This is a genomic window from Cellulomonas telluris (assembly GCF_004886325.1).
Taxonomy (GTDB): domain Bacteria; phylum Actinomycetota; class Actinomycetes; order Actinomycetales; family Cellulomonadaceae; genus Cellulomonas; species Cellulomonas telluris.
On record NZ_QXFN01000004.1, the window covers coordinates 392,394 to 412,299 of the forward strand.

At 74.9% G+C, this 19,906-nt stretch carries 16 protein-coding genes; 11 read left to right on the forward strand and 5 right to left on the reverse strand.

What is annotated here, in order from left to right; genetic code table 11:
• Position 1 precedes the first annotated feature (1 nt).
• The 7 genes from FB586_RS14010 (at position 2) to FB586_RS14040 (ending at position 9,122) form a co-directional block, all read left to right on the forward strand.
• Positions 2 to 991: an aldo/keto reductase gene (locus tag FB586_RS14010; protein WP_136519945.1), complete on the forward strand. Its 990-nt coding sequence runs from the start codon at positions 2 to 4 to the stop codon at positions 989 to 991.
• A gap of 142 nt (positions 992 to 1,133) precedes the next feature.
• A complete protein-coding gene (locus tag FB586_RS14015; protein ID WP_246036768.1) occupies positions 1,134 to 2,228 on the forward strand; it encodes a LacI family DNA-binding transcriptional regulator in 1,095 nt (364 codons plus the stop codon).
• A gap of 123 nt (positions 2,229 to 2,351) precedes the next feature.
• A complete protein-coding gene (locus tag FB586_RS14020; RefSeq protein ID WP_136519946.1) occupies positions 2,352 to 3,335 on the forward strand; it encodes an ABC transporter substrate-binding protein in 984 nt (327 codons plus the stop codon).
• Positions 3,336 to 3,401: 66 nt separating this feature from the next.
• Positions 3,402 to 4,952 carry a sugar ABC transporter ATP-binding protein gene (locus FB586_RS14025; protein ID WP_136519947.1) on the forward strand — a complete coding sequence of 517 codons (1,551 nt, stop codon included), beginning with the start codon at positions 3,402 to 3,404 and terminating at the stop codon, positions 4,950 to 4,952.
• The gene (locus tag FB586_RS14030) at positions 4,949 to 6,031 is read left to right on the forward strand and encodes an ABC transporter permease (RefSeq protein WP_136519948.1); all 1,083 of its coding nucleotides are present in this window, start codon (positions 4,949 to 4,951) and stop codon (positions 6,029 to 6,031) included. Before FB586_RS14025 ends, FB586_RS14030 begins: the two co-directional genes overlap by 4 nt.
• Positions 6,028 to 7,086 (forward strand): ABC transporter permease subunit, encoded by a 1,059-nt coding sequence (locus tag FB586_RS14035; RefSeq protein ID WP_136519949.1) that lies wholly within the window; start codon positions 6,028 to 6,030, stop codon positions 7,084 to 7,086. Before FB586_RS14030 ends, FB586_RS14035 begins: the two co-directional genes overlap by 4 nt.
• Positions 7,087 to 7,193: 107 nt before the next feature.
• Positions 7,194 to 9,122 (forward strand): glycoside hydrolase family 127 protein, encoded by a 1,929-nt coding sequence (locus FB586_RS14040; protein WP_136519950.1) that lies wholly within the window; start codon positions 7,194 to 7,196, stop codon positions 9,120 to 9,122.
• 25 nt (positions 9,123 to 9,147) lie between these two features.
• On the opposite strand, the gene sigJ is transcribed toward FB586_RS14040, so the two are convergent.
• The 3 genes from sigJ to gdhA all read right to left on the reverse strand — a co-directional run bounded on the left by sigJ (position 9,148) and on the right by gdhA (position 12,642).
• Positions 9,148 to 10,026, reverse strand: a complete 879-nt coding sequence (sigJ, locus tag FB586_RS14045; protein ID WP_246036769.1) for an RNA polymerase sigma factor SigJ — start codon at positions 10,024 to 10,026, stop codon at positions 9,148 to 9,150.
• The gene (locus FB586_RS14050; RefSeq protein WP_136519951.1) at positions 10,023 to 11,171 is read right to left on the reverse strand and encodes an FAD-dependent oxidoreductase; all 1,149 of its coding nucleotides are present in this window, start codon (positions 11,169 to 11,171) and stop codon (positions 10,023 to 10,025) included. Before FB586_RS14050 ends, sigJ begins: the two co-directional genes overlap by 4 nt.
• A gap of 133 nt (positions 11,172 to 11,304) precedes the next feature.
• The gene (gene gdhA, locus FB586_RS14055) at positions 11,305 to 12,642 is read right to left on the reverse strand and encodes an NADP-specific glutamate dehydrogenase (RefSeq protein WP_136519952.1); all 1,338 of its coding nucleotides are present in this window, start codon (positions 12,640 to 12,642) and stop codon (positions 11,305 to 11,307) included.
• Between the two features lie 452 nt (positions 12,643 to 13,094).
• Between gdhA and FB586_RS19825 the strand changes: the two genes are divergently transcribed.
• From FB586_RS19825 to FB586_RS14075, 4 genes are all read left to right on the forward strand, one after another.
• Positions 13,095 to 13,328 (forward strand): hypothetical protein, encoded by a 234-nt coding sequence (locus FB586_RS19825; RefSeq protein WP_222928365.1) that lies wholly within the window; start codon positions 13,095 to 13,097, stop codon positions 13,326 to 13,328.
• The gene (locus FB586_RS14065; RefSeq protein ID WP_136519953.1) at positions 13,325 to 14,344 is read left to right on the forward strand and encodes a cation efflux transmembrane domain-containing protein; all 1,020 of its coding nucleotides are present in this window, start codon (positions 13,325 to 13,327) and stop codon (positions 14,342 to 14,344) included. The genes FB586_RS19825 and FB586_RS14065 overlap by 4 nt, the downstream gene beginning before the upstream one ends.
• A gap of 331 nt (positions 14,345 to 14,675) precedes the next feature.
• Positions 14,676 to 15,662, forward strand: coding sequence for a glutamate--cysteine ligase (locus FB586_RS14070; RefSeq protein ID WP_246036770.1), 987 nt, complete (start codon positions 14,676 to 14,678; stop codon positions 15,660 to 15,662).
• On the forward strand, positions 15,659 to 17,092 hold the full coding sequence (locus FB586_RS14075; protein WP_246036771.1) for a M20/M25/M40 family metallo-hydrolase: 1,434 nt from the start codon (positions 15,659 to 15,661) through the stop codon (positions 17,090 to 17,092). The genes FB586_RS14070 and FB586_RS14075 overlap by 4 nt, the downstream gene beginning before the upstream one ends.
• 10 nt (positions 17,093 to 17,102) lie before the next feature.
• On the opposite strand, the gene FB586_RS14080 is transcribed toward FB586_RS14075, so the two are convergent.
• Both FB586_RS14080 and FB586_RS14085 read right to left on the reverse strand, forming a co-directional pair.
• Positions 17,103 to 17,561 (reverse strand): ATP-binding protein, encoded by a 459-nt coding sequence (locus FB586_RS14080; RefSeq protein WP_136519955.1) that lies wholly within the window; start codon positions 17,559 to 17,561, stop codon positions 17,103 to 17,105.
• On the reverse strand, positions 17,558 to 19,780 hold the full coding sequence (locus FB586_RS14085) for a SpoIIE family protein phosphatase (protein WP_136519956.1): 2,223 nt from the start codon (positions 19,778 to 19,780) through the stop codon (positions 17,558 to 17,560). The genes FB586_RS14080 and FB586_RS14085 overlap by 4 nt, the downstream gene beginning before the upstream one ends.
• Between the last annotated feature and the right edge of the window lie 126 nt (positions 19,781 to 19,906).

Genomic DNA, 19,906 nt, shown 5'->3' on the forward strand with positions numbered 1-19,906 from the left:
CATGGAGTACCGCCGGCTGGGACGGACGGGCGTCAGCGTGTCCGAGATCGGGTACGGGGCGTGGGGGATCGGCGCCGCGATGTGGATCGGTGCGCGGGAGGACGAGTCCGTCGCCGCGCTGCACCGCGCGATCGAGCTCGGGGTGAACTTCATCGACACCGCCCGCGGGTACGGGGAGAGCGAGCGGATCGTCGGCAGCGTGGTGCGGGACCACCCCGACGTCCACGTGGCGACGAAGGTGCCGCCGAGGAACGGGATCTGGCCGGCGCCCGCCGGTGTGCACCCCGACGAGACGTTCCCCGGCGCGCACATCCGCGCCAGCCTGGAGGAGAGCCTGGCCGCGTCCGGGCTCGAGGCCTTCGACCTCCTGCAGTTCCACGTCTGGAGCGACGAGTGGGTCGGCAAGGGCGACTGGCTCGAGACGATCGGCGCGCTGCGCGACGAGGGAAAGATCCGGTTCTTCGGCGTGTCGATCAACGACTACCAGCCGGAGAACGCGCTCGAGCTCGTCCGCAGCGGCGCGGTCGACACGGTGCAGGTCATCTACAACGCGTTCCACCAGCAGCCCGAGGAGCAGCTGCTCCCGGCGTGCGCGGAGCACGGCGTCGGCGTGATCGTCCGGGTCGCGCTGGACGAGGGCGGGCTGACGGGCCGCATCACGGCCGGCTCGACCTTCCCGGACGGCGACTTCCGGAACACCTACTTCGGCGGCGACCGACCCGCGCAGGTCGAGGAGCACGTCACCGCGCTCGTGCGGGACCTCGGCGTCGAGACCGACCAGCTCGCCGACGTGGCGCTGCGGTACGTCCTCGACCACCCCGCCGTCTCGACCGTGATCGCCGGCATGCGCACCGTGCGCAACGTCGAGCGCAACGCGGCGACGAGCGACGGTCGCCGCCTGACGCCGGAGCAGCGCGAGGTGGTCCGGCGGCACCGCTGGGAGAGGAACTTCTACCGGCCCGTGGACGCGGGGGACCTGGGCCCGGCCTGACGTCCGTCCGGCGGGTCCTGCCCCGACGCGGCCACGCGGCACTTCCCGGGCCCCGACTCGGCTGTTAACGTTCACAACGCGTCGCCCGCGGGAGCGCGCTGTACGGTGACGTGCACTCGCACGGTGACGGGAAGAGTCGAGGGTGACACGCAAGACCACGAGCGGGCCGGTCACCGTGTCCCAGGACGCCCCGGGCGCGCCGCGCGCCGCCCCGGCGAGCGACCGCCCGCCCGCCATGGGCGACGTCGCGCGGCTCGCCGGCGTCTCGCACCAGACCGTCTCGCGCGTCCTCAACGACCACCCGAACGTGCGGGCCGAGACCCGCGACCGCGTCCTGTCGGCGATCGAGCAGCTCGGCTACCGCCGCAACACCGTCGCGCGGGCCCTGGTCACACGGCGCACCGGCGCGATCGGGGTGGTCACCGAGGACTCGCCGCTGTACGGGCCCACGATGACGCTCATCGCCCTCGAGAACGCCGCCCGGGGCCAGGGGATGTACGTGTCCGTCGCCACGGTGACCCGGTGGGACGTCGCCACGGTGCAGGGGTCCCTCGAGCACTACATGGACCAGGGCGTGGACGGGGTGGTGGTCATCGCCTCCCACGACGAGGCGGTGCGCGCCGTGCAGTCCTTCCGGGCCCGGGTCCCGGTCGTCATGGTCGGACCCGCCGAGCTCGACGGGGACATCCCCACCGTGGCGGTCAACCAGTACGCCGGCGCGCGGCTGGCGACGCGCCACCTGCTCGACCTCGGCCACACGGACGTGCTGCACGTGGCCGGGCCGCAGGTCTGGCTGGACGCGCGCTCCCGCTCCCGCGGCTGGCACGACACGATGCTGCAGGCCGGCCTGCGTCCGCGGGACCCCGTTCCGGGCGACTGGACGGCGTCCACGGGGTTCCGCATCGGCAAGGAGCTCGTCGAGCGCGACCGGACGGGGGAGGACCGGCTCCCGACCGCGGTGTTCGCCGCGAACGACCAGCTCGCGCTCGGCCTGCTGCACGCCTTCGCCGAGTCGGGCGTGCGGGTGCCGCACGACGTGTCGGTCGTCGGGTACGACGACGTCGAGGGGGCGGCCCACTTCTTCCCGCCGCTGACCACGGTGCGTCCCGACTTCGTCGAGCTGGGGCGCCGGTGCCTGGACCAGCTCGTCGCGGCGATGGCGGGGGAGCCCGCCGAGCCGGTGCTCGTGCGGGCCTCGCTCGCGGTGCGCGCGAGCAGCGGCCGCCCCCGGTCCTGACGGTCGGCACCCGTCCGGCGACGCGTGACCGGATCGTGATCGAGAAGCCTTGACCCGCCTGTTGTGAACGTTAACAATCGGCGCGTCGGACATCGCGGTCCGCACCGGCTCAAGGAGGAGTTCATGTCTCGTCCCGCGTCCCTGCGCACCCGCCTCGCCGCCCTCGTCGGCGTCGGCGCGGTGCTCGCCCTCGGCGCCTGCAGCAGCAGCGGTGGGGCCGACGCCGGCTCCGACGGCGGCTCGGGTGGCGACCTCATCCGCGTCGGCTTCTCGCAGCTGGGTGCCGAGAGCGGCTGGCGCACCGCCAACACCGAGTCGGTGAAGGCCAGCCTCACCGAGGAGAACGGCTTCGACCTCAACTTCGTCGACGCCCAGCAGAAGCAGGAGAACCAGATCAAGGCCCTGCGCGACTTCGTCGCCCAGGACGTCGACGTCATCGCGTTCTCCCCGGTCATCGAGACCGGCTGGGACGAGGTGCTGCAGGAGATCAAGGACTCGGGCATCCCGGTCGTCCTCGTCGACCGCACGGTCGACACCTCCGTGGAGGACCCCTTCGTCACGTGGATCGGTGCCGACTTCGAGCAGGAGGGCCGCACCGCGGGCGAGTGGGTGGCGGAGAACGCCCCCGACGCCAAGGTCTTCGAGCTGCAGGGCACGCTCGGCTCGGGTGCGCAGGTCGACCGTGAGAAGGGGTTCAACGACGTCGTCGGCGACCAGGTCATCGGCAAGGCGTCCGGCAACTTCACGCGCGCCGAGGGCCGCACGGCCGTCGAGGCGGCGCTGCAGGCCTACCCGGAGATGAACCTGATCTTCACGCACAACGACGACATGGGCCTGGGTGCGATCGAGGCGATCGAGGCGGCCGGCAAGGTGCCCGGCGAGGACATCCAGATCGTGTCGGTGGACGGCGTGCGCGACGGCCTGCAGGCGCTCGTGGACAAGAAGTTCAACTTCGTCGTCGAGTGCAACCCCGTCTTCGGCGACCAGCTCGCGGAGCTCATCCGCAAGGTCGTGGACGGCGAGGACGTGCCCGAGACCACGGTCGTCGAGGACAAGTCCTTCGACCAGACCATCACGCAGGCGGACGTCGACGCCCGTCCGTACTGACGGTCCGCGGGGCCGGCCGGACGTCCGGCCGGCCCCGTGCCGCACCCCGTCCGAGGAAGGACACCGATGTCCGACAGGAACGCGCAGGCGGACGACGCCGCCGTGCGGATGACCGGGATCACGATCACGTTCCCGGGGGTCAAGGCGCTCGACGGCGTCGACCTCGTGCTGCGCCGCGGCGAGGTCCACGCGCTCATGGGCGAGAACGGCGCCGGCAAGTCGACGCTCATCAAGGCGCTCACCGGCGTCTACCGCGTCGACTCCGGCGGCATCGCCGTGGACGGGCAGGAGCTGCGCTTCGACGACCCGAGCCAGGCGCAGGCGGCCGGCATCAGCACCGTGTACCAGGAGGTGAACCTCTGCACGAACCTCACGGTGGCCGAGAACGTCATGCTCGGCCACGAGGTGCGGCGGGGGCCGTTCATCGACTGGCGGGCGACCCGCCGCGAGGCGCGGCGCTACCTGCAGCGCCTCAACCTCGACATCGACCCGCGCTCGCCCCTCGCGTCCCACAGCATCGCCGTGCAGCAGCTGTGCGCGATCGCCCGCGCGCTCGTCGTCGACGCGAAGGTGCTCGTCCTCGACGAGCCGACGTCCAGCCTCGACAAGGCAGAGGTCGCCGAGCTGTTCCGCGTCGTGCGGACGCTGCGCGACGCGGGTGTGGCGATCCTGTTCGTCTCGCACTTCCTCGAGCAGGTCTACGCGCTGTCGGACCGCATGACGGTGCTGCGCAACGGCCGGTTCGTCGGGGAGTTCCGCACCGCGGAGCTGCCGCGACGGGACCTGATCTCCCACATGGTCGGCCGCTCGGGCGAGGCGCTCGCCGGCATCGAGGAGCAGGCGCGGACCGCGGTGACGACGCACTCCTCGCGCGAGACGCCGCTGCTCACGGGCGTCGGCCTCGGCAAGGACGGGTCGGTCGAGCCGTTCGACCTCGCCTTGTACCCGGGGGAGATCGTCGGCTTCGCGGGCCTGCTCGGGTCGGGCCGCACCGAGGCCGCCCGGCTGCTGACGGGCGCCGACCGCCCGGACCACGGCGGCCTGACGCTCCAGGGCACGCCCGTGCGCCTCCCGAGCCCGCTCGCCGCCCTGCGGCACGGCATCGCGCTGTCGACGGAGGACCGCAAGAAGGAGGGCGTCATCGGGGACCTCACCGTCCGCGAGAACATCGCCCTCGCGCTGCAGGCCAGCCGCGGAACGTGGCGGCGCATCCCGCGCCGGGAGCTCGACGAGCTCGTGCAGAAGTACATGGTCGCCCTGAACATCAACCCGCCGAACCCGAACGCGCTGATCCGCAACCTGTCCGGCGGCAACCAGCAGAAGGTGCTGCTGGCCCGGTGGCTCGCGACCGCACCGCGCCTGCTGGTGCTCGACGAGCCGACCCGTGGCATCGACATCGGCGCCAAGACGGAGATCCAGCGCCTCGTCACCGAGCTCGCCGCGGACGGCATGTCCGTCGTCTTCATCTCCTCCGAGCTGGAGGAGGTGCTCCGCCTCAGCCAGCGCGTCGTCGTCATGCGCGACCGGCAGAAGATCGCCGAGGTCGCCAACGGCGACGACGTCACCACCGAGACCGTCCTCGAGACCATCGCGAGCAGCGGGGTGCACGCCTCATGACCACGTCCGCCACCCACAGCCCCGGCGGACGCGCCGGCAGCCTCTGGCGCGAGGTGACGCAGCACGGCCTGCTGTGGCCGAGCGTCGCGCTCGTCGTCCTCCTGCTCGCCTGCGGCGTCAAGAGCCCCGGGTTCCTCGACGTCACGCTGCGCGACGACCACCTGTACGGCCAGCTCGTCGACCTGCTGCGCAACAGCGCGACGCCGCTGCTGCTCGCGCTCGGGATGTGCCTGGTCATCGCGACGGGCGGCATCGACCTGTCCGTCGGCGCCGTGATGGCGATGTCCCTCGCGGTGTCGCTGACCTACCTCGACGGCGCGGCGGACCCGAGCAGCCCCGTCACGGTCGCGACCGCTCTCGCGCTCGGGCTCGGCCTCGGCGCCGTCGCCGGCGCGTTCAACGGCTTCATGGTGGCGGCGCTGGGGATCCAGCCGTTCATCGCGACCATGATCCTCATGGTCGCGGGGCGCGGCATCGCCATGCTCATCACCGAGGGGCAGATCACGACCGTGACGAGCCCGCCGTTCAAGTCGCTCGGCTCCGGCTTCGTGCTGGGGATCCCGACGCCCGTCGTCATCGCGGTCGCCGTGTTCGTCCTCGTGACCCTGGCCGTGCGGCGGACCGCCCTCGGCATGTTCCTCGAGTCCATCGGCATCAACCGCGAGGCGAGCCGGCTCGCCGGCGTGAAGGCCCGCTCGACCACGTGGACCGTGTACGTGATCGCCGGCCTGCTCGCCGGCCTCGCGGGCATCGTCTACGGCGCCCCGACCATGGCGGCCGACGCCAACAACATCGGCCTGCTCAAGGAGCTCGACGCGATCATGGTCGTCGTCCTCGGCGGCACCCGGCTCGACGGCGGCCGGTTCCACCTGGGCGGCCTGGTCGTCGGCGCGCTGCTGCTGTCGGCGCTCGAACGGGCCGTCATCATCTTCGAGCTGCCCAGCCAGACGACGCCGCTGTTCAAGGCGGTCGTGCTCATCGCGGTCTGCGTGGCGGCGTCCCCCTACCTGCGCGGCCGGCTGCGGACCCCCCGTCCCGGTGCCCGCGGCGCGCAGCGACCCGTGGAGGTGGCGGCATGAGCACCGACCAGCTGACCCGCACGGCCCCGCGCGGCACCGGCCCGCGCGCGTCCGTCGACCGCGTCCGCGGCTACCTGGGCCGGGTCGACCGGCGGTTCCTGCCGGTGCTCGGCACCGTCCTCACGCTGATGCTGATGCTCGGCGTCGGGCAGAGCCGGTACAGCACGGACCGCGCGTCCTTCGTCAGCATGAAGCTGCTGTCGAACCTGCTCGTCGACAACTCCTACCTGCTGGTGCTGGCGGTCGGGATGACGTTCGTCATCCTCACCGGCGGCATCGACCTGTCCGTCGGGGCCGTCGTCGCGCTCGTGGGCCTGGCGACCGCCACGCTGTTCAGGGCCGGCCTGCCGCTGCCCGTGGTGCTCGTCGTCGGGGTGCTCATCGGCACGTCGTGCGGCCTGCTGATCGGCGTCATGGTGCAGGTGTTCGACATCCAACCCTTCATCGCCTCGCTCGCCGTCATGTTCCTCGCGCGCGGGCTGGCGAACGTCGTGAGCACCAACTCGCTCGCGATCGACGACCCGGGCTTCTCCGCGCTCGCCTCGTGGAGCCTGAAGTTCGGCGAGGGACGCGGGCTGTGGCGCATCAACGCGAGCATCCTCATCGCCCTCGCGGTGCTCCTCGTGGCGGTCTACCTGCTGCACTACACGCGGTTCGGGCGGACGGTGTACGGGCTCGGCGCGGGGGACCGCGGGGCGGCCGTGACGCTCATGGGTCTGAAGCCGGCGCGCACGCGCGTGTGGGTCTACGTCATCAGCGGCACGTGCGCGGGGATCGCGGGCATCCTCTTCGCGCTCTACACGAAGTCCGGGTTCAACCTCACGGGCATCGGCATGGAGCTCGACGCGATCGCGGCCGTCGTCATCGGCGGGACGCTGCTGTCCGGCGGCGTCGGGTTCGTGCTCGGCACCGGGGCGGGCGTGCTGGTGTACGGCCTCATCCAGGTGCTGATCGCACGCGAGGGCCTCGACTCGTGGTGGACGCGCGTGTTCATCGGGGGCGTGCTGCTCGCGTTCGTCGTGCTGCAGCGCGTGATCGCGGTGCGCCGCCGCTGACGTCCCGGGTCCGGCGTGCCGACGGGGCGCGTCGGACCCGGGCGCACGTCGCTCGCCCGACGTAGCCTGCAGGGTCCCGACGACGTGACCCGACCGGGAGGTCGACGATGACCGCCACCACCCCTGCCCGGCGCCCCGGCGGCCCGCTCCGCCCGGCCGACCTGCGTGACGTCCGCATCGACGACGCGTTCTGGGCGCCCCGTCGCGAGACCGTCCGCACGACGACCCTCCCGCAGCAGGAGCGGCAGCTGCGCACCGTCGGCCAGCTCGAGGCGCTGCGGCTGCAGTGGCGCGAGGGCGACCCCCGCGAGCCGCACGTCTTCTGGGAGAGCGACGTCGCCAAGTGGATCGAGGCGGCGAGCTACGCGCTGGCCACGCAGCCGGACCCCGCGCTGGAGGCGTCCGTCGACGAGGCGATCGCCCTGCTCGCCGACGCCCAGCAGCCGGACGGCTACCTCAACGTGTACTTCACCGTGGTGCGGCCCGGTCAGCGGTTCACCGACCTGCGCGACGCGCACGAGCTGTACTGCCTCGGGCACCTGATCGAGGCGGCCGTCGCCCACCACCGCGCCACGGGGCGCACGACGCTGCTCGACGTCGTGCGCCGGTACGCGGACCTCGTCGCACAGGAGCTCGGCCCGGGCGGCGCGCTCGAGGGCGGCTACGACGGTCACCAGGAGATCGAGCTCGCCCTCGTGAAGCTCGCACGGGCGACGGGCGAGCGGCGGTACCTGGACCTGGCACGTCGCATGCTCGACGCGCGCGGGACCCAGCCGTACTGGTTCGAGGTGGAGGAGGTGCGCCGGGGCACGCCCGGCTACTTCGGGTCCCACTTCCCCGACCGCACGGAGCAGGCGCAGCGCTACCGGGAGTACAACCAGTCGCACCTGCCGGTCCGCGAGCAGCAGGAGGTGGTCGGGCACGCGGTGCGGGCGATGTACATGCTCTCGGCGATGACCGACCTCGCGGCGGAGGACGGCGACGACGACCTGCTCGCCGCGTGCGGTCGCCTGTGGGACTCGACGACCGGCACGAAGATGTACGTCACCGGCGGGTTGGGCTCGGACCCGTCCATCGAGGGCTTCGGCGCCCCGTACGACCTGCCCGACCGCGACGGGTACGCCGAGACGTGCGCCGCGATCGGCCTGGTGATGTGGGCGCAACGGATGACGAACGTCACCGGTGACGGCCGCTACGCGGACGTGCTGGAGCGGGCGCTGTACAACGGCGTGCTGGCGGGCGCGTCGGCCGACGGCACCTGCTACTTCTACGGCAACCCGCTCGCGAGCGACGGTGACGTGCACCGGCACGAGTGGTTCGGTGTCGCGTGCTGCCCGCCGAACCTCGCGCGGCTGCTGACGTCCCTCGAGCAGTACGCGTACGCGGACGCCGACGACGAGCTCGCGGTGCACCTGCACGTCGCGGGCTCGGTGCGCACGCGGGCGGGGGGAGGGGCGTGTGTCGACGTCGGCACCCGGTACCCGGACGACGGCGCCGTGCGTCTCACGGTCGCGCCCGAGGTGCCCGGGGCCGCGTGGACGCTCGCGGTCCGGGTGCCCGCCTGGTCGGCGCGCACCTCGCTCACCGTGAACGGCGACCCCGTGCCCGTCGCGGACGTGCTCGACCGCGGGTACGTGCGTCTGCACCGCACGTGGGCCGCGGGCGACGTGGTGGAGCTCGGTCTGGACGTGCGCCCGCGGCGGGTCTGGGCGGACCCCCGCGTCGCCTCGGCCACCGGGCGGGTCGCCCTGCAGCGCGGCCCCGTCGTCCACTGCCTCGAGGGCGTCGACCACGACGTACCGGTGCGCGCGCTGCTGCTCCCGCGGGACGCCGCGCTGGGCCTCGAGCCCGAGCCGGTGTCCGGGCTCGCCGCGGTGGTGGCCGACGGCCTCGCCGAGCCGGACCCGCCGGAGGGGAGGCCGCTGTACCGCGAGGAGCCCCCGGCGCGGGAGGCGACGCGCGTGCGCGCCGTCCCCTACTTCGCGTGGGGCAACCGCGGCCAGGGCACGATGGCGGTCTGGGTGCGCGAGGCCTGACCGGGCGACGGTGCGGCGGCGCCCGTCACGCCCGTGCGTCGGGGGCCGGGGCTCCCAGCTTGTCGGGGTTGCGCACGAGGTACACGCCGGTCACGCGCCCCTGCGCGTCGACGCCGAGGGCGAGCGCCAGGTCGAGGCGCGACCCGGCGTGGACGAGCACGCCCGGACCGCCGTTGACCGTGCCGAGCTCGACCCGCGTGCCGGCGTCGGCGCGGCCGGCGACACCCAGCACGAACCGCGCGACGTCCTGCGCCCCGTGCACGGGCCGGCGGGCGGCCGAGACCTTGCCCCCGCCGTCGGAGACGAGCACCACCTCGGGGGCGAGCAGGCCGACGAGCCGCTGCGGGTCCCCGGCGGCGACCGCGGCGACGAACGCCTCCAGCACCGCGACGTCCTGCGGTGCACGATCGGGGCCGCCCGAGGCGGCACGGACGCGCGAGCGGGCGCGGTGCACGAGCTGGCGCACCGCCTCCTCGCTGCGGTCCAGGGCCGCGGCCACGGCGGCGTACGGCAGCTCCAGGACGTCGCGCAGCACGAGCGCGGCACGCTGCTCGGGCGCGACGTCCTGCAGCAGCACCGACAGCGCGTACGTGAGCTGCTCGCGGACGAGGAGGCGACGCAGCGGGTCGTCCGTGACGACCGGCTCCGGCAGCCACGGACCGGGGTACTCCTCACGGCGCCGGGCCCGGGCACGCACCGCGTTGAGGGCCCCGCGCGCCGCCATCGTGGCGAGGTAGGCGCGCGGGTCCTGCACCGTGCCCGGGTCGACGTCCCGCCAGCGCAGGTACGTGTCCTGGGCGACGTCCTCGGCGTCCGCGCGCGTGCCGAGCACCTGGTAGGCGACGGCGACGACCGTCGCCCGGTGCGCCGTGAACACGGCGTCGCCGTCGCGCACGACCGTCACGCCGCGGCCACCGGGCGCGGTCCGGCGACGCCGCGGTAGCGCCCCGGGGTGCGGGCCTCGGCCGCGAGCCACGAGACCGTCGCGCGGCAGATCCCCTCCTTGACCCAGCCGGCGGCGCGGCCCGAGACCGACCACGGCCGGCGCGCGTCGTCGCGGGCCACGAGGCGGACGTGCCCGTGACCGGCGCCGAGGTCGAGGCAGACGGCGGCGAAGCCCACGTCGAGCGGGCGCGGCGTCACCCCGGCGACGCGCGCCAGCACGGTGTCCGCGGCCCGGGCCCCGAGCGGCAGCGCCGCGGCGCACGACATCCGCAGGTGGGCGCCGCGCGGACCGGCCACCGCGACGGCGTCCCCGGCGCCGACCACGCGGTCGTGACCGACGACGGTGAGCGTCTCGTCGACGAGGAGCCGGCCGTCGGCCGTGACGGGCAGGCCGCTGTCCGCGGCCAGGGTCGGCACCGCCAGCCCGACGGTCCACACGGTGACGGGTGCGGCGGGGCGGTCCCGCCCGTCGTCGCCCGTCACGACGCCCGTGCCGCGGTCGACCGTCCCGGCGAGCACCGTGACCCCCAGGCGGGCCAGCCGGCGCGCGATGGCAGGCTCGCCGGCGGGGGCGCCGCCGGGGTCGACGACCGTCACCACCAGGTCCGGACGGGCCACCGCGACCGCGCAGGCCACCTCGAGCCCGGTGGCGCCGGCGCCGGCGACGGTCACCGCCTCTCCCGGGGCGAGCCGCGCGAGCGCGTCCCGGGTGCGCTCCGCGGCGGCCTGGTCGGTCACCGAGTGCAGGGCGTCCGCCCGGGCGCCGCTGCCCACCGCGAGCACGAGGTGGTCGTAGGGCACGTCCTGGCCGTCGGCGAGCACCACGTGCCCGGCGCCGGCGTCCACCCGCACGGCGCGCGCCGCCACGCGCCGGACCCGCGGGTGCAGCACGTCCGACCAGTCCCGTCCCGCCGACGCCCGCGTCCCGGCCGCCACCTCGTGCAGCCGGATCCGCTCGGTGAAGCGCGGTGCCGGGTCGACGAGCACGACGTCCACCGGCGCGGGCACGCGCACCCGCCCCGACCTCGGCGCGAGCAACCGGTTCGCCGCCATCACCCCCGCGTACCCGCCGCCGACCACCACGACACGCACCGTTCCCGACATGGTCCGTCCTCCCTCGACACGTCCTGACAGGAAGGGGACACCGGCCGGGTCCCGGGCGTGACAGGGCGGGCGGTGTGCCGTCGGTCACACCCTCGCCGGCGGCGGACCGGGCGAGGGTGCGACCGCGGCGTCCTCAGATGACGCCGAGGGCGATGATCGCGTCGGCGACCCGCAGGAACCCGCCGATGTTGGCGCCGAGCACGTAGTTGCCCGGTGCGCCGTACTCCTCGGCCGTCGCGGCGCAGCGGTCGTGGATGCCGACCATGATCTCGGTCAGCCGCTCCTCGGCGTGCTCGAACGTCCAGGAGTCCCGCGACGCGTTCTGCTGCATCTCGAGCGCCGACGTGGCGACGCCCCCGGCGTTGGCCGCCTTGCCGGGGCCGAAGAGGACGCCGGCCTCCTGCAGCAGCGCGACCGCCTCCGGGGAGGTGGGCATGTTGGCGCCCTCCGCGACCGCGACCACGCCGTTGCGCAGCAGCGTCTTGGCGTCCTGCTCGAGCAGCTCGTTCTGCGTCGCGCACGGCAGAGCGACGTCGACGGGCACGTCCCAGACGCTCCCGTCGGTCACCAGGCGCGCGCCGGGACGCTCGGCGACGTAGTCGGCGGCGCGCCCGCGGCGCACCTCCTTGACGTCCTTGAGGAGCGCGAGGTCGATGCCGGCCTCGTCGACGACGTACCCGGAGGAGTCGGAGAACGTGACGACCTGCGCGCCGAGCTGCTGCGCCTTCTCGATGGCGTGCACGGCGACGTTGCCGCCACCCGACACGGACACGCGCAGGCCGTCGAACTCGCGGCCGGCGGTGCGCAGCATCTCCTGCGTGAACAGCACGGTGCCGTAGCCGGTGGCCTCGGTCCGCACGAGCGACCCACCCCACGCGACGCCCTTGCCGGTGAGCACGCCGGACTCGTAGCGGTTCGTGATCCGCTTGTACTGCCCGAACAGGTAGCCGATCTCACGCCCGCCCACGCCGATGTCACCGGCCGGCACGTCCGTGTGCTCGCCCAGGTGCCGGTACAGCTCGGTCATGAACGACTGGCAGAAGCGCATGACCTCGCCGTCGGACCGGCCGCGCGGGTCGAAGTCCGAACCGCCCTTGCCGCCGCCGATCGGCATGCCGGTCAGGGCGTTCTTGAAGATCTGCTCGAAGCCGAGGAACTTGACGATCCCCAGGTAGACCGACGGGTGGAACCGCAGGCCGCCCTTGTACGGGCCGAGCGCGGAGTTGTACTCGACGCGGAAACCACGGTTGATCTGCACGCGCCCGGCGTCGTCGACCCACGGCACGCGGAAGATGACCTGGCGCTCCGGCTCGCACAGCCGCTCCAGCACGGCCGCGTCGGCGTACCGCGGGTGCTTGCGCACCACCGGGCCGAGGGTGTCGAACACCTCGCGCACCGCCTGGTGGAACTCCGCCTCGCCCGGGTTGCGCCGCAGGACCTGCTCGAACACCGGCTCCAACGACTGGTCCACACGTCCTCCACGCTGCTGTCCCTCGCGGCGCCGCCGCCGAACCGCGGCATTGGACCACGACGCGCACCCCGGGCGCGCATTCGGTTCATTGACCGAAACGCGTGCGGTCGCACCGCCCTCCCGCGGCACGCACGCCGGCGGTCCCGGTTGCGGAAGCGGGCGGGTGGGCTTCACTGACCGTGTGCGACGGACGACTGCGCTGGTGAGCGCGCTGCTGGCGGTGCTGGTGACGGCCGCGTGCGCCGTCACGGTGCCCTCCGACCCCGAGGGCACGCTCGACCGCGTGCGGGACGGGCGGCTGCGGGTGGGGGTGACGGTGCGCGAGCCGTGGACGAGCCTGCCGGACGGGGACGACGCACCTCCGGCGGGTCTCGAGGTCGACCTCGTGACGGCGTTTCGCGGAGCACCTCGGGGCGCAGGTCGAGTGGGAGGTCGGCAGCGAGGAGCAGCTCGTGGCCGACCTGGAGGAGGGGGACGTGGACCTGCTCGTCGGCGGGCTCACGGCGAGCTCGCCGTGGGCGTCGCGCGTCGCGCTCACCCGGCCCTACGTCACCGTCCCCGACGAGCACGGCGACGAGGAGAACCACGTGATGGCGACGCGCGCGGGGGAGAACGCCTTCCTCGTCGAGCTCGAGCGCTTCCTGATCGCCCAGGACGTGCAGCAGGACTTCGGGGGGCTGCGGTGACGCGGCGGTTCGGCAGCACGGAGCTGCCCGAGGAGCAGGAGGCGGCGCTGCGCCGCGCGGTGCGGCTCGCGTGGCTGACCATCGGGTTCCTCGCGACCGCGATCGTGCTCATGTACCTCGTCATGGGCAGCTCGCAGGCGATGCGGACCGCGTGGGCCGAGGACCTGCTCTCGCTCATCCCGCCCACCGCCTTCCTCGTCGGCACGCACGTGACCCGCCGCCGGCCCGGGCCTCGGCACCCCTACGGGTACCACCGCTCCGTGGGGGTCGGGCACCTGGTCGCCGGCACCGCGCTGCTCACCATGGGGGCGCTGCTGGTGTGGGAGTCCGCGAGCTCGCTGCTCGCGCAGGAGCACCCCCCGGTCGGGGTGCTCGTCGTCCTCGGGCAGCCGGTGTGGTCGGGCTGGCTGATGATCGCGGTGCTCGCGTACACCGCGGTCCCGCCGGTCCTGCTCGGACGGGCCAAGCTGCCGCTGGCCCGCACGCTGCACGACCGCGTCCTGTACGCGGACGCCGACATGAACCGCGCCGACTGGATGACGGCGGTCGCGGGGATCGTCGGCGTGCTCGGCATCGGCGTGGGCCTGTGGTGGGCGGACGCCGCCGCGGCGCTCGTCATCTCGTTCTCGATCCTCAAGGACGGCGTGAGCAACGTGCGGACCGCGACGGTGGCCCTCATGGACGCGCGGGCGACCACCGTCGAGGGGGACGAGCCGCACCCCCTCGTCGCGGAGGTCGACGGGCACCTCGCCGCCGTGCCCTGGGTCGCGCAGGGACGCGCGCGGCTGCGCGACGAGGGGCACGTCTTCCACGCCGAGTGCTTCGTCGTGCCCCGCGACGGCCGCGCGCCGACGCTCGACGAGATCACCGCGCTGCAGCGCTCCGTGAGCGACCTGGACTGGAAGCTGCAGGACGTGGTCGTGGCACCCGTGCCCGCGCTGCCGGAGGAGCTCGTGCCCGAGGCCGTCGACGGCCGCCGCGACTCCGAGCGGACGTCGCACCACGACGCCGGCTGAGACCGCCGGCGCAGCCCGGGGACGCCGCGCGTGCCTCGCTCGCGCACCGGGTCCTGGGGCTCGGCGCGCGCGCGACACGCCGGGGTGTGAGCCTGGAACCGGTTCGACGGGAGGGACGTCCGGACGGTGGCGTCCTCCTGACTGCTGCACCGGGAGCACCCATGTCCATCGCCCCCTCGCCGTCGCGCGTCCCCGTCCCCGTGGTCCCGCCCGCCGTCCCGGCACTGCGCTCGGTCGGCGTGGAGGAGGAGCTCCTCCTCGTCGACCCCCGCACCGGGCTCGCCGTGCCGGGGGCCCCGCCGTCACGGGCGTCGCGGCCAGCGGCCTGCCGGTGGCCGAGGTCCTGCCGCTCGGTGCCGAGCTGCAGCAGCAGCAGGTGGAGACCGCGACCCCGCCCCGCACCTGCCTCGAGGACGTCGCCGAGGACCTGCGCCGCCTGCGCCGCGCGGCGGACGCCGCCGCGGCCACGGTGGGTGCGCGCGTGGCCGCCCTCGCCACGTCGCCGCTGCCGGTCGCGCCCCTGCTCACGCCCAACGCCCGCTACGAGGCCATCGCCGCGCAGATGGGCCTGACCTGCGCCGAGCAGCTCACCTGCGGCTGCCACGTGCACGTCGCGGTCGCCTCCGACGAGGAGGGCGTGGCCGTGCTCGACCGGGTGCGCCCCTGGCTGCCCGTGCTCACCGCGATCGCGACCAACTCCCCGTTCTGGAACGGCGCGGACACCGGCTACGCCGGGTACCGCACGCAGGCGTGGAACCGCTGGCCCGGCACCGGGCCGTGCGACCCCTTCGGCTCCGCCGCGGCGTACCGGGCCGTGGTCGCCGAGCTCATCGCCACCGGCACCGTCCTCGACGAGGGCATGGTCTATTTCGACGCCCGCCTCTCGGCCCGCTGGCCGACCGTCGAGATCCGCGTGCCGGACGTCTGCCTCGACGTCGAGGACGCGGTGCTCGTCGCGGCGCTGGCCCGCGCGCTCGTCGACACGGCGGCACGCGCCTGGGCCGCGGGGGAGCCCGCGCCGGGCGACCCGACGTCGGTCCTGCGGATGGCGGCCTGGCGCGCCAGCAGGTCCGGCGTCGAGGACCACCTCGTCCACCCGCGCACGCACCGGCTGCGGCCGGCGCCCGAGGTGCTCGCCTGCCTGCTCGACTACGTGCGGGACGCCCTGCGCGCCTCGGGCGACCTCGCCCTCGTCGAGCGCGGGCTCGACCGCGTGCTCACACGCGGCACGGGGGCCCGCCACCAGCGTGCCGTCGCCGCACGCGCCGGCCGGCTCGACCACGTCGTCGCCGACGCCGCCGCCCGGACCGTCGCGTGACCGGTGTCGACGGCCCCTCGCCCGACGTCGAGGGGCTGCACGCGTACGCCGCCGAGCACCTGGACGACCTGGTCCAGCACGTCGTCGGCTGGGTGCGGCTGCGCTCCGTCGCCGGCATGCCCGAGCACCAGGCCGACCTGCAGCGGTCGGCGAACTGGCTCGCCGGTGTCCTGCGCGACACCGGCTTCCCCCGCGTCGAGCTGTGGGAGGTCGAGGACGGCGCACCCGCCGTGTACGCCGAGTGGTGCGAGGCCCCGGGTGCGCCGACCGTCCTGGTGTACAGCCACCACGACGTGCGTGCCGCGAAGGACGACTCCTGGGGCCAGGCCCCGCCGTTCGAGCCCGCCCTGCGCGACGGGCGCCTCTGGGGACGCGGCACGTCGGACGCCAAGGGACAGGTCCTGTGCCACGTCTGGGGCCTGCGGGCGCACCTGGCGGCCACCGGGCGCACCGCCCCCGCCGTGAACCTCAAGCTCCTCGTCGAGGGCGAGGAGGAGCAGGGCTCGCCGCACCTGGCGGCCCTGCTGCACGAGCACCCCGAGGCCACGCGGGCCGACCTCGTCATGCTGTCCGACACCCTGCTGTGGCGGGCCGACGCGCCCGCGGTGTGCGTGGGGCTGCGCGGGCTGGTCACCGCGGACCTCGAGGTCGTCGGGCCCGGCCGCGACGTGCACAGCGGGGCGGTGTCCGGCGTCGCGCCGAACCCGGTCCACGCCGTGGCGCGGCTGGTCGCGGACCTGCACGACGAGGACGGGCGCGTGACGCTCCCCGGGTTCTACGACGACGTGGTCGTCCCCTCGGACGCCGAGCGCGCGGCGCTGGCCGCCCTGCCGTGGAGCGAGGAGGACTGGCTCCAGCGGTCGGAGACGAACAGCATCGGGGGAGAGGCGGGCTGGACCCCGCTCGAGCGACTCTGGCTGCGGCCGGCGGCCGAGGTGCTCGTCATGACCGCCGGCGACGTGCAGGGCCCGGCCCGCGGGGCGGTCCCGTCCGTCGCGACCGCGTCCTTGAGCATCCGCACGGTGCCCGACCAGCGCGTCGAGCGGGTGGCGGAGCAGCTGCGCACGTGGGTGGCCGACCGGCTCGGCGACGGCGTCGAGTACGAGCTGAGCGTGCCCGAGGAGAGCGGGCAGGAGCCCTACCGCACGCCGGACGACGTGCCCGCCCTCGCGCTGCTGCGCGCCGCCATGGCCGACGGCTTCCGGGCCGACGAGGTGGGCACGATGCGCAACGCCGGCGGCTCACCCGCCTCGCTGCTGCACGACACGACCGGCGCACCGGTCGTGTTCTTCGGGACCGGGCTGCCGGAGGACCACTGGCACGACAGCGACGAGAGCGTGCGGCTGGACCTGCTGCACGCGGGCACGGTGACGCTCGCGTCGTTCTGGCAGCGGCTGGCCGCGGCGCCGGCGGGCGCGGCCGACGCCTGACCTCGGCCGGTCAGCCGGCCGCGATCCGCGCCCACACGTGCTTGGTCGTGCGGGTCGCGTACCAGCCCACGTCCTGCGCGAGACGCCGCGCGATGAGGAGACCGAAGCCCCCGTCGCCCGGTGCGCGCGCGCCGGACATCACCGGTGCGCTCGCGGTGTCGTGGTCGGCGACGTCGAGCAGGTACGTCGTGCCGTCCGTGCGCAGCTCGACCACGGTGGGCGCACCGCCGTGCCGCAGCGCGTTCGTCGCGAGCTCCGACACGAGCAGCGTCACCTGGTCCGCGGTGCGCCGCGCGGCACGGTCGGGGGTGGCGTGGGCGGCCACGGCGTCCCGCACGGCGTGCCGCAGGCCGGCCAGCTCGGCGACCTCGTCGACCTGCCAGCGACCGAGCTGCCGCAGGCCGCGAGGAGGGCGCTTGGCGGGGAGCGCGCGGTCCCGCGCGGCCCGCCGGTCGCCCACGCGGCTCATCGGGACCCTCCTGCCTCGGTGCGCGGCGCTCCGTCCGCCCGCGGCTCCACACCTGGGTCCGCCTCGGCGTCCGCGCGCAGGTCCTCGGGGAGACGTGCGGGGCCGGCCTCCGCGGGGCGCGGCGCGTCCTCCGGGTGCGCCCGGACGGCGAGCAGCGCCACGTCGTCCTCGCTGCCCGACGCGAGCTCGGCGATGAGGCGGTCGCACAGCTCCTCCAGCGGCACGTCGGCGAGCCGCTCGGCGGCCGTGCGCAGGCGCTCCAGGCCGGCACCCAGGCGCTCGCCGCGCCGCTCGACGAGGCCGTCGGTGTACAGCAGGACGGTCGAACCGGGCGGCAGGACGACCGTGTGGTCGTGCCGCTCGGTGTGCGCGCGCAGTCCCAGCAGCAGGTCCGCAGGGCGGGTCAGCAGCTCGGCGTGCCCGTCGGGGTGCAGCAGCAGCGGGGGCAGGTGGCCGGCGTTCGACCACCGCAGCAGCCGCAGGCCACGGGCCGCGAGGTCCGCCGGCTGCTCCACCTTCGCCAGGATGCCGGTGCTGATCGCCCCGACCGCGAGGTCCTGGATCGCCCAGTCCAGGGAGGAGAGGATCTGTGCCGGCGGCTGCACGACCGCGTGCGCGCCGCCGCGCAGCACGTTGCGCAGCTGGGCCATCGACACCGCGGCCCGCAGGTCGTGGCCGGTGACGTCGCCGATGACGAGGCACGTGCTGCCGTCGCGCACGAGGAACGCGTCGTACCAGTCGCCGCCGATCTGGGTCGCGGCCACCGCGGGCACGTACCGGGCCGCGAGGTGCAGGTGGTCCGGCTCCGGCAGCTCGGTGAGCAGGCTGCGCTGCAGCTCCTCGGCGAGGTCGCGGCGGGCCGCGTGCAGGTGCGCGTTGTCCAGCGCCAGCCCGATCTGGGCCATGACCTCGCGCAGCGCGGTGAGGTCGAGGTCGGTGAACTCGCCGCGTCCCGCCGTGCGGCCCAGCGTCAGCAGGCCCCGGGTGTGCCCGCGCCCGCGCAGCGGCATGACGACGAGCGCCTCGGGGCCCAGCCGGGTCAGCAGCTCGTGCGCCGGCCCGTCCTGCACGAGGTCGCCCGGGCCCGGCAGACCGGTGCGCAGGGCGTGCGTGCCGCCGGCGACGACCTGCGCGACCAGCGACGTCCGCGTCAGGGCGGCCACCCGCACGGCGCGGTAGCGGTCGAGGACCGGCTGCAGCCACGGGTCGGCGTGCAGGGCGGCGACGTCCCGCAGGCGCGACTGCCACCCGCCGTGGCCCTCGTCGAGCAGGCTCGCGATCGCGAAGTCCGCGACGGCCGGCACGAGGTGGGGGAGCACGGCCTCGAGCGCCCGGACGGGGTCGAGGATCTCGACGAGCTCGGTCGCCACCGCCGCGAGCAGCTCCGAGCGCTCCCGCGCCTGCTGAGCGGCGTCCAGCGCGCGGCGCCGCTCGGTGACGTCGGTGAAGTAGACCGCCACGCCCCCGCGCTCCGCGACGGCGCGGACCTCGTACCACCCGTCCAGCGGCGCCGGGTAGTACGCGTCGAAGACGGCCGGCTCGCCGGTCGCCGCCACGGCCCGGTAGCTGTCCTCGAAGCGGGTGCCGACGGCCGCGGGGAACAGCTCCCACACGACCCCGCCCAGCAGCCGCTCCCGGGGGCTGCCGAGGATCCGCTCGGCCTCGGCGTTGACGTAGCCGAAGCGCCACTGCGGGTCGAGCCAGTAGTAGCCGACCGTCATGTCCTCGAGGACGCGGTGGACGCGCTCCTCCCCGGCGCGCAGCGCGGTGGTGTCGGTGGCGACCCCGACGACCTCGACCGCGGCGCCGCGCGGTCCCGGCAGCGCGCGACCGCGCGCGGTGAGCCAGCGCCGGGTGCCGTCGGGCCGCAGCACGCGGAACTCGGCCTCGTAGAGCCCGCAGGTCGCGATCGCCTCGTCGAGCGCGCGCAGGACGGGGGCGACGTCCTCGGCGTGCAGCCGAGCGGAGAACGCGTCGATGGTGCCGCCGAACGTCGACGCGTCGTACCCGAACGCGTCCAGCAGCGCGTCGTCCCACTCCAGGGCGCCGCTGCGCAGGTCCCACCGGAAGGTGCCGAGACCGGCGGCGCGCACCGCGGACTCCAGGAGCGCCTGCCGGTCGTCCGGGTCCCCGCTCGCACGGGGCGGCTGCGCGTGCCCCGGCCCGTCCGCCCGCGACGTGGCCGCGCCTTCGCGGTCGTCGGCCAGCGGGTCCTGCATCTGCGTGCCTCCTCCACCGGGCGTCGGCCGCGGTGACGCCGTCCGACGTCGCGCGGGGTGCGCCCCGGTGCCGTCGCGCCCCGGGGCCGCCGCACATCATCCCCCGTCCAGGACCCCGCGCGCGCA